This window comes from Edwardsiella hoshinae NBRC 105699 = ATCC 33379, assembly GCF_000474215.1.
In the GTDB taxonomy this organism is placed as follows: domain Bacteria; phylum Pseudomonadota; class Gammaproteobacteria; order Enterobacterales; family Enterobacteriaceae; genus Edwardsiella; species Edwardsiella hoshinae.
On record NZ_BAUC01000039.1, the window covers coordinates 40,180 to 47,751 of the forward strand.

At 50.3% G+C, this 7,572-nt stretch carries 7 protein-coding genes; 3 read left to right on the top strand and 4 right to left on the bottom strand.

Annotation, left to right across the window (positions count from 1 at the left end):
• Nucleotides 1-51 precede the first annotated feature (51 nt).
• Nucleotides 52-2,844 carry a DNA polymerase I gene (gene polA, locus EHO01S_RS15030; RefSeq protein WP_024524741.1) on the bottom strand — a complete coding sequence of 931 codons (2,793 nt, stop codon included), beginning with the start codon at nt 2,842-2,844 and terminating at the stop codon, nt 52-54.
• A gap of 448 nt (nt 2,845-3,292) precedes the next feature.
• Here polA and yihG point away from each other — a divergent pair, with 448 nt between their 5' ends.
• Nucleotides 3,293-4,210, top strand: a complete 918-nt coding sequence (yihG, locus tag EHO01S_RS15035) for a 1-acylglycerol-3-phosphate O-acyltransferase, YihG family (RefSeq protein WP_024524742.1) — start codon at nt 3,293-3,295, stop codon at nt 4,208-4,210.
• 56 nt (nt 4,211-4,266) lie between these two features.
• Here yihG and dsbA read toward each other — a convergent pair whose 3' ends face one another.
• From dsbA to EHO01S_RS15050, 3 genes are read right to left on the bottom strand one after another with little or no spacing between them, the layout of a single operon-like run.
• Nucleotides 4,267-4,890: a thiol:disulfide interchange protein DsbA gene (gene dsbA, locus EHO01S_RS15040; RefSeq protein ID WP_024524743.1), complete on the bottom strand. Its 624-nt coding sequence runs from the start codon at nt 4,888-4,890 to the stop codon at nt 4,267-4,269.
• Nucleotides 4,891-4,920: 30 nt separating this feature from the next.
• Nucleotides 4,921-5,907 (bottom strand): serine/threonine protein kinase, encoded by a 987-nt coding sequence (locus tag EHO01S_RS15045; protein ID WP_024524744.1) that lies wholly within the window; start codon nt 5,905-5,907, stop codon nt 4,921-4,923.
• Nucleotides 5,908-5,911: 4 nt separating this feature from the next.
• On the bottom strand, nt 5,912-6,181 hold the full coding sequence (locus EHO01S_RS15050) for a YihD family protein (RefSeq protein ID WP_024524745.1): 270 nt from the start codon (nt 6,179-6,181) through the stop codon (nt 5,912-5,914).
• A 171-nt stretch (nt 6,182-6,352) separates the two neighbouring features.
• On the opposite strand from EHO01S_RS15050, the gene mobA reads away from it, so the two are divergent.
• Both mobA and mobB read left to right on the top strand, forming a co-directional pair.
• A complete protein-coding gene (gene mobA, locus EHO01S_RS15055; protein WP_024524746.1) occupies nt 6,353-6,937 on the top strand; it encodes a molybdenum cofactor guanylyltransferase MobA in 585 nt (194 codons plus the stop codon).
• A 2-nt stretch (nt 6,938-6,939) separates the two neighbouring features.
• Nucleotides 6,940-7,461, top strand: a complete 522-nt coding sequence (mobB, locus tag EHO01S_RS15060) for a molybdopterin-guanine dinucleotide biosynthesis protein MobB (protein ID WP_035370741.1) — start codon at nt 6,940-6,942, stop codon at nt 7,459-7,461.
• Nucleotides 7,462-7,572: the final 111 nt, after the last annotated feature.

Below are 7,572 nucleotides of genomic sequence, written 5' to 3' on the forward strand. Positions count from 1 at the left end.
AACTACGTTTTTATGTAGGTAAATTACATAAAAGGATTAAATCGCCACCATTCAATGCGCTTGATCCCAATTATCACCACAACCGATATCAACCTTCAGGGGCACGGCCAACGCCAAACTGCTCTCCATCAACGTGCGGACATGACTAACGACCTCGTTGACTCGCGCCTCCGGCACCTCAAAGACCAGTTCATCGTGTACCTGCATAATCATGCGTACCTGCGGCTGTGACTGCTGTAACCAAGCATCGACGGCGATCATCGCCCGCTTAATGATATCCGCCGCCGTCCCCTGCATCGGCGCATTGATCGCCGCACGCTCCGCGGCCTTACGACGCATCGCGTTACGTGCGTTGATCTCTGGGAGATAGAGTCGACGACCATCTAGCGTCTCTACGTACCCCTGCTCGGCCGCCTGTTGGCGCGTCCGCTCCATGTAGGCCAGCACGCCAGGATAACGTTCGAAATAGAGATCCATATAACGCTGAGCCTCATTACGGCCAATATTCAACTGACGAGCTAGACCGAAAGCGCTCATACCATAGATCAGACCGAAATTAATTGCCTTAGCACTACGTCGTTGATCGGCCGTCACCGCCTCCAATGGTAGGCCGAAAACTTCGGCCGCTGTCGCTCGGTGGATATCTTTCCCAGCCGCGAAAGCCTCTAATAATCCGCGATCGCCGGACAGGTGCGCCATGATGCGTAACTCGATCTGGGAGTAGTCCGCCGCCACGATCTTACTGCCAGCTGGCGCGATAAACGCTTGGCGAATGCGCCGTCCCTCATCGCTGCGTACCGGAATATTTTGTAGGTTGGGATCGCTAGAAGAGAGCCGCCCCGTCGCGGTCACAGCCTGATGATAAGAGGTGTGTACCCGTCCGGTCAGGGGGTTCACCATCTGAGGTAACTTATCGGTATAAGTGCTCTTCAGCTTAGCGAGTGTACGGTAATCCAAGATCACCTTTGGTAACTCATATCCCTGATCTGCCAGCTCAACCAACACTTCTTCGTTGGTCGATGGAGCGCCACCCGGCGTCTTCTTTAGAACCGGCAGCTGTTGCTTGTCGAATAAAATACTCTGGAGCTGCTTGGGCGAAGAGAGATTGAAGGGTTCCCCCGCCAATGCATGGGCTTGTTGCTCCAATGCAACGAGGCGCACCGCCAGCTCCTGGGAGTGCTGGCCCAAAATAGAACTATCAATCAGTACCCCGCTGCGCTCCATACGTGATAGCACAGGAACCAGCGGCATATCGATATCACAGAAGACATGGCGAGGCCCCGACTCTGCATCCAGTGTCGACCAGAGGCATTGATGTAGCTGCAAAGTAACGTCAGCATCCTCAGCCGCATACTCGGCCGCCTGCGCTAAGGGTATTTGGTTAAAGGTCAGTTGACCTTTCCCTTTCCCCGCCACTTCTTCGAAGGTGATGGTCTTATGATCTAGATGGCGAGCAGCCAAGCTATCCATATCATGACGTCCGACCACACTATTCAATACATACGACTCCAGCATGGTATCAAACGCCACGCCGCGCAGGGTAATGCCATGACGCGCCATGACACCAATATCGTATTTCAGGTTCTGGCCAATTTTGGCGATCTTTTCGTCTTCTAATAGAGGTTGTAAACGGGTCAACACCAACGCTCGATCGAGCTGCATCGGGGCATCCAGGTAGTCATGAGCCAACGGGATGTAGTAAGCCTGCCCCGGAACATCGGCACACGAGATCCCCACCAGATTAGCCGATAAGACATCTAACGAGTCAGTCTCTGTATCAAAAGCAAAGCTGCCGGCCTGTTCTAGTCGAGCGATTAACGCCTCCAGGGCGGCTTCGTCGAGAATCGTTTGATATCCCTCGCGTGAGAGGGTCGACGTCGTAGCCGGTGCCGGCGTGATGGGGACTTCGCTGGAGGTTTTCGCCTGCTTGCTCTTACCACCTACGGAAGAGGTGAGCCAGGAGCCATCCAGCGCATCGTTCAACCAGCGTTTAAACTCATAGCGTTGAAACAGAGTATGCAGCGTGGCGCTATCTAGCGGCTTGAGCGCTAAGTCATCGCAATCCACATTCAACTCGACATCGGTCTTGATGGTCGCCAATAGATAGGAGAGATCGGCCTTCTCTTTGTTCAGTAGCAGCTTCGCTCCCATGGTTTTCGCGCCACGAAAACTTAGGGTTGCCACACGATCGATATCTTCATAGATCGCCTGTAATCCACCAATCCCCTGCAACAACGCCTGTGCTGTCTTCTCACCGACACCGGGAACGCCAGGAATGTTATCTGATGCATCGCCCATCAACGCCAAGAAATCAATAATTAAGGCAGGGGGAACCCCATACTTCTCGCACACTTCCTGCGGCCCCAGGATGGTATTGGTCATGGTATTAATCAGGGTAATATTCGGTGTCACCAGCTGCGCCATGTCTTTATCGCCAGTACTGATCAACACATGACGCCCTGCCTGTTCGGCCCGGCGTGCCAACGTACCGATCACATCGTCGGCCTCAACGCCTGGCACCACCAATAACGGCAATCCCATCGCCTGTACCATTTGATGCAATGGTGCGATCTGCTCGCGCAGATCGTCCGGCATCGGTGGACGATGTGATTTATATTCGGCGAATAACTCATCACGGAAAGTCTTACCCTTAGCATCGAATACAACAGCAATATGGCTCGGCTGGTACTGCATGATCAAACTACGCAGCATATTCAGCACACCGTACATTGCCCCGGTAGGCTCGCCAGCGCCATTAGTTAGCGGCGGAAACGCATGATAGGCACGGTAGAGGTATGAGGATCCATCAACCAGGATCAGGGGATTTTCAGCTATCTGGGCCATAATCTATCTTTATCGTGGTGGTCATCAGAACATAAGCATGCCACAGCTAGGCAGCGCTGACGAATGATCAGCACGCTTTTATCTCTCCGATCAAGGCGTGATCCGCCCCGATCTATCTGTGGATAACTTTGTGTATAAATTCATGTTTTTTTAGTTCACCGAGAGGAACCAGGCAACAACAATAATAAATAAATTATAAATATCAATATGTTGCAATTTAATTTTAACAAACAAATCGCATAAAACAATCATCGAGCAACTGTGTATAGCTTTATTATCATCAGATAGCGAACGACAGGACGAACAAACGATTATTCGTGTATGAACGCTTTTTCAGACACGATGTCATTTTCACCCCCATCGTGTCATGAGGACAAAATCTGCCGATAACCGCTTCCTTCTGTTAAAATCGCTGCCCTTATTCCATAAACTGCGGTGTGTCCCCCTGATGCCTAGGTTGATTACTTCGATGTTGTCTCCATTTATCTTTATACTTACAACATTATTGACCGTCATAGTCACCGCCGCCTGCTCTATCCCCATCACCTTGTTAGGCTTAGTAAAACTACTCTTACCGTTCCCTCACGTAGGGCGCATTATTTCTCGTTATTCCGACAGGTTAATGTGGTGCTGGTGCCAAGGATTGGCAGGATTAATGAGCCTGAATCCCAAGCTTCGTTGGCACGTTCGTGGCTTGGAGGGGCTTAGTAAAGGGAACTGGTATTTACTAATTAGCAATCACCAGAGTTGGACAGATATTGTAGTGCTTTGTGTATTACTCCGTAATCATATCCCAATGAATAAGTATTTCCTCAAGCAGCAACTGGCTTGGGTACCTTTTATCGGCTTAGCCTGCTGGGCATTGGATATGCCGTTTATGCGCCGCTATTCACGCAGCTATTTGCTCAAACATCCAGAGCGGCGCGGCAAGGATATCGAGACGACTCGACGCTCATGCGAAAAGTTCCGCCTACATCCCACCACCATCGTCAACTTCGTCGAGGGATCGCGTTGCACCGCAGAGAAACGTGAGCAGCAACGCTCTCCATACCGAAATCTGTTGCAGCCCAAGGCGGCTGGCATCGCCTTTACCCTCAGTGCATTGGGATCACAGTTCGATCGCGTGCTGAATGTAACTCTGCTCTATCCACACAATGCTTGTCGACCATTTTGGGATCTCCTATGTGGACGTATGCAAAGTATCGTCGTCGATATTGAAACGATTCCGATCAGTGATGAGATACGTGGAGATTATTTCAATGACAAGGGCTTTAAGCGCCACTTTCAGCATTGGTTGAATACCCTTTGGCAACGCAAAGACCGGCTTATTAGCCAACTACTGCAAAAATATCAGCACAAATCATAAGTAAAAACGTCGGATCGGGAGCCTATCCGACGTTGGGCCTTACGAACCATGCATGCTTAAGGCTGCGTCACCAGGAATTGCACCACATTGGCAAACTGCGTAACATAATTCGCCATTGAGCTAGTATCCAATCCTTCGCTCCTGACCATATATTTGCCGTTAACAAATACTGCCGGCACACCACGCAGTTGGAAATCTTGTGCCGCCTTCTCTTGCTGTACCACCAACGATTTCACCACAAAGCTGTCTAAGGCGGCGTCATACTCTGCCGCGTTGATCCCCGCCTTAATGAAAACATTGCGAATATCCGCCGCGGTCTTAATCGTTTGGCTCTTCTGCACCGCATCAAACATCGGTTGGGTAATCTTATCCTCAACCCCCAGAGCCATTGCCACCGCCCATGCCTGAGTTAGTTGTTTACCCAATGGACCCAAAAACTCAACATGATATTTAGTCAGCTTAACACCTTGCGGTAATTTGCTCTCAATCGTTTGAGGAATATGGTAAACCTCTGCAAATTCATAGCAGTGCGGACAATAAAAAGAGAAAAACTCCACCACCTTCGGCGCACCATTTACTGGCTTATCCAGGGTGATATATTGCTCGCCATTGGTAAAGGAAGCAGCCGATACGCCAAATGCCATTATCATGCCCAGTAGGGCCAGCCACATTTTCTTCATACTCTCATCTCCATCCTCAGGGATTGGTTATCAGTACATCGGGGTCAATTTCAGCGGGGCGGCCTGCAACAGACCAATCTGCTGGTGGAAGGTTTGGATCTGACTTTGCCAAAACTGACGATCCGTCATCCAAGGAAAACTGCGAGGAAAAGCTGGATCTTGCCAACGGCGACATACCCATGCTAGATAGTGAATCATTCGCATGGCGCGTAATGGTTCGATCAGTGCTAGCTCGCGTACGTCAAAATCACAGAACTCGGTGTAGGCCTCCAATACGCTATCCAACTGTAGTCGCTTCTCGACCTCATCACCGTTAAGCAACATCCACAGATCCTGGATCGCCGGGCCATTACGAGCGTCATCCAGATCGACAAACAACGGCCCATCCCGCCACAGAATATTTCCGGGATGGCAATCACCATGCAGACGTAACAACGGCAGATCATCCCGCCATAGCGCCACCAACACGCCGATCAACGTATCCAATGTCGTGAGTAGATTATCACGCAGATCATCAGGAACCAGAGACGCAAGCGCCAATTCAGCACGAGGCTGGTAGACATACTCATCCAGCCCAATGGTGGGGCGCTCACTGAAACGCTGGCGGCGACCGATTTGGTGAATACGTCCCAGATAACGTCCGACCCACTCCAACTGTTCGAGATTGTCTACCTCATACTGGCGCCCACCGAGACTGGGGAAGACAGCAAAGGTATAACCCTGATAGTGATGTAGTGTCTCGCCCTGTAAGCAAAGTGGTGCAGCTAACGGAATCTCTGCCTGCACCAACTCCGCCGCGAAGGCGTGCTCCTCTGCAATCTGGGCCTCGCTCCAACGCTCTGGGCGATAAAACTTCACCACATAGCGACGCCGCTCCTCGTCCATCAACTGATAAACGCGGTTTTCATAGCTATTCAGTTCGCTAAGCCCAGAATCGACACGGATCCCACACAGTGCTAAGCCATCCAGTATCAAGTCGGGGGTAAGCGTCTGGAAATTAAAGGCCAACGTCGTCATGAGATTAATCTTTAATCACACCACGGGCACGCAATAGCGCTGTTTTAAAATCTTCCTCATAGTCTTTCTGTAATCCTGGGATCATCGCGCTCTTCTCGCTGCCACGCATCTTGAGATGATAAATAAGTATATCGTCGGTCAGGTCAGCTAAAGTCCCCTCATAACCCGCTTCATCGGCCAGTTTCTGAAGAAACTGGATCAAATTCAGATCCGGCTCCTGCTGCCAGGCCGGATGGATCAACTCAATCAGTTCGTTAACGCGATGACATTTCATAGAGTACCTTCTCTTTTTATCTTTACTGAACCGCTAAAACTAGCAATCCTAATTTAACAAAGATAGCCGTTTACCGTATAACACTCACTATTTACAAACTATTACATCGATGACTACGTGGATTACCATGAACGGGTGATCGGTAACCATAACCCAAGGAACTCTCTCATTATGCAGGATATTGAAGGTGTTATTCTGGCTGGTGGGCGCGCGACCCGCATGCAAGGTAGGGATAAAGGGCTTGTCACCTTAAACGGTCTGCCGCTATATCAATGGGTACTCCAGCGTCTAGCACCACAGGTATCCCGCGTAATCATTAGCGCGAACCGTAATCAGGCGATTTACCAGCAAAGTGGCTGCGCGGTCATCAGCGATAAGTTACCTAATTTTCCCGGTCCGCTGGCCGGTGTCGCCGCAGCATTGGCGCAATGCCAGAGCGAATGGCTGATCACCGTTCCTTGCGATGCCCCGTTCATTCCCCGCGATTTGGTCACCACCCTGTGGCAAGGGAAAGGAGATGCTCACGTAGCCTACATCGACGATGGCGTACATTGCCATCCAACATTAGCACTCTGGCATCGCGATCTCATACCAACCTTATACCAGTTCTTACAACAGGGCGATCGAAAGGTGATGCTATTCATGGCCCAGGTAAACGCTCAAGCCGTCTACGATCCGAGAGTCGAGCATTTTCTCAATATCAACAGCCTGCCAGAATGTCAGCAGGCTCAGCAACAGGAGCCGAAATCATCGTGAATATGCCTCCCTTACTGGGTATTGCCGCCTACAGTGGTACCGGAAAAACCACACTACTTAAAAAACTCATTCCCTGCCTAACTGACCGAGGGATCCGTATCGCACTGATCAAACATACACACCATAATATGGACGTTGATACTCCAGGCAAAGACAGCTATGAATTGCGTAAAGCTGGGGCCGAGCAAACCCTAGTGGCTAGTGATCGGCGCTGGGCTCTAATGACTGAAACGCCAGAACAACAGCCGCTCAATCTCCGCTTTCTCGCCTCGCGTATTGATGCCACTCGTTGCGATCTTATCCTGGTAGAGGGATTTAAGCATGAATCTATTGCCAAGATTGCACTTTATCGGCAGATAGTAGGGAAACCCTTTGCAGATCTGATCGATGACTACGTCATCGCCTTGGCCAGCGATCATCCCCATCCATGCAATGTACCGCAGCTCAATATCAATCAAATTGAGGAAATTGCCGATTTCGTGCAATGTTGGTTGCAGGAGCAGTCACACAGCAAAGGGAAGTAAATCAACGGCTGAGGGGCAATCAGCCCCCGGCTACAGATAATAGGAAATATAGTCGGTGTTAAACGCAAAAAAGCCGCTCGATGAGCGGCTTTTTTGCTTTATTTAATGCTT

Excerpts from the sequence above, each read along its gene's own strand:
- polA (WP_024524741.1), bottom strand. The coding sequence starts at position 2,844 with ATGGCCCAGATAGCTGAAAATCCCCTGATCCTGGTTGATGGATCCTCA.
- yihG (WP_024524742.1), top strand. The coding sequence starts at position 3,293 with ATGCCTAGGTTGATTACTTCGATGTTGTCTCCATTTATCTTTATACTT.
- dsbA (WP_024524743.1), bottom strand. The coding sequence starts at position 4,890 with ATGAAGAAAATGTGGCTGGCCCTACTGGGCATGATAATGGCATTTGGC.
- EHO01S_RS15045 (WP_024524744.1), bottom strand. The coding sequence starts at position 5,907 with ATGACGACGTTGGCCTTTAATTTCCAGACGCTTACCCCCGACTTGATA.
- EHO01S_RS15050 (WP_024524745.1), bottom strand. The coding sequence starts at position 6,181 with ATGAAATGTCATCGCGTTAACGAACTGATTGAGTTGATCCATCCGGCC.
- mobA (WP_024524746.1), top strand. The coding sequence starts at position 6,353 with ATGCAGGATATTGAAGGTGTTATTCTGGCTGGTGGGCGCGCGACCCGC.
- mobB (WP_035370741.1), top strand. The coding sequence starts at position 6,940 with ATGCCTCCCTTACTGGGTATTGCCGCCTACAGTGGTACCGGAAAAACC.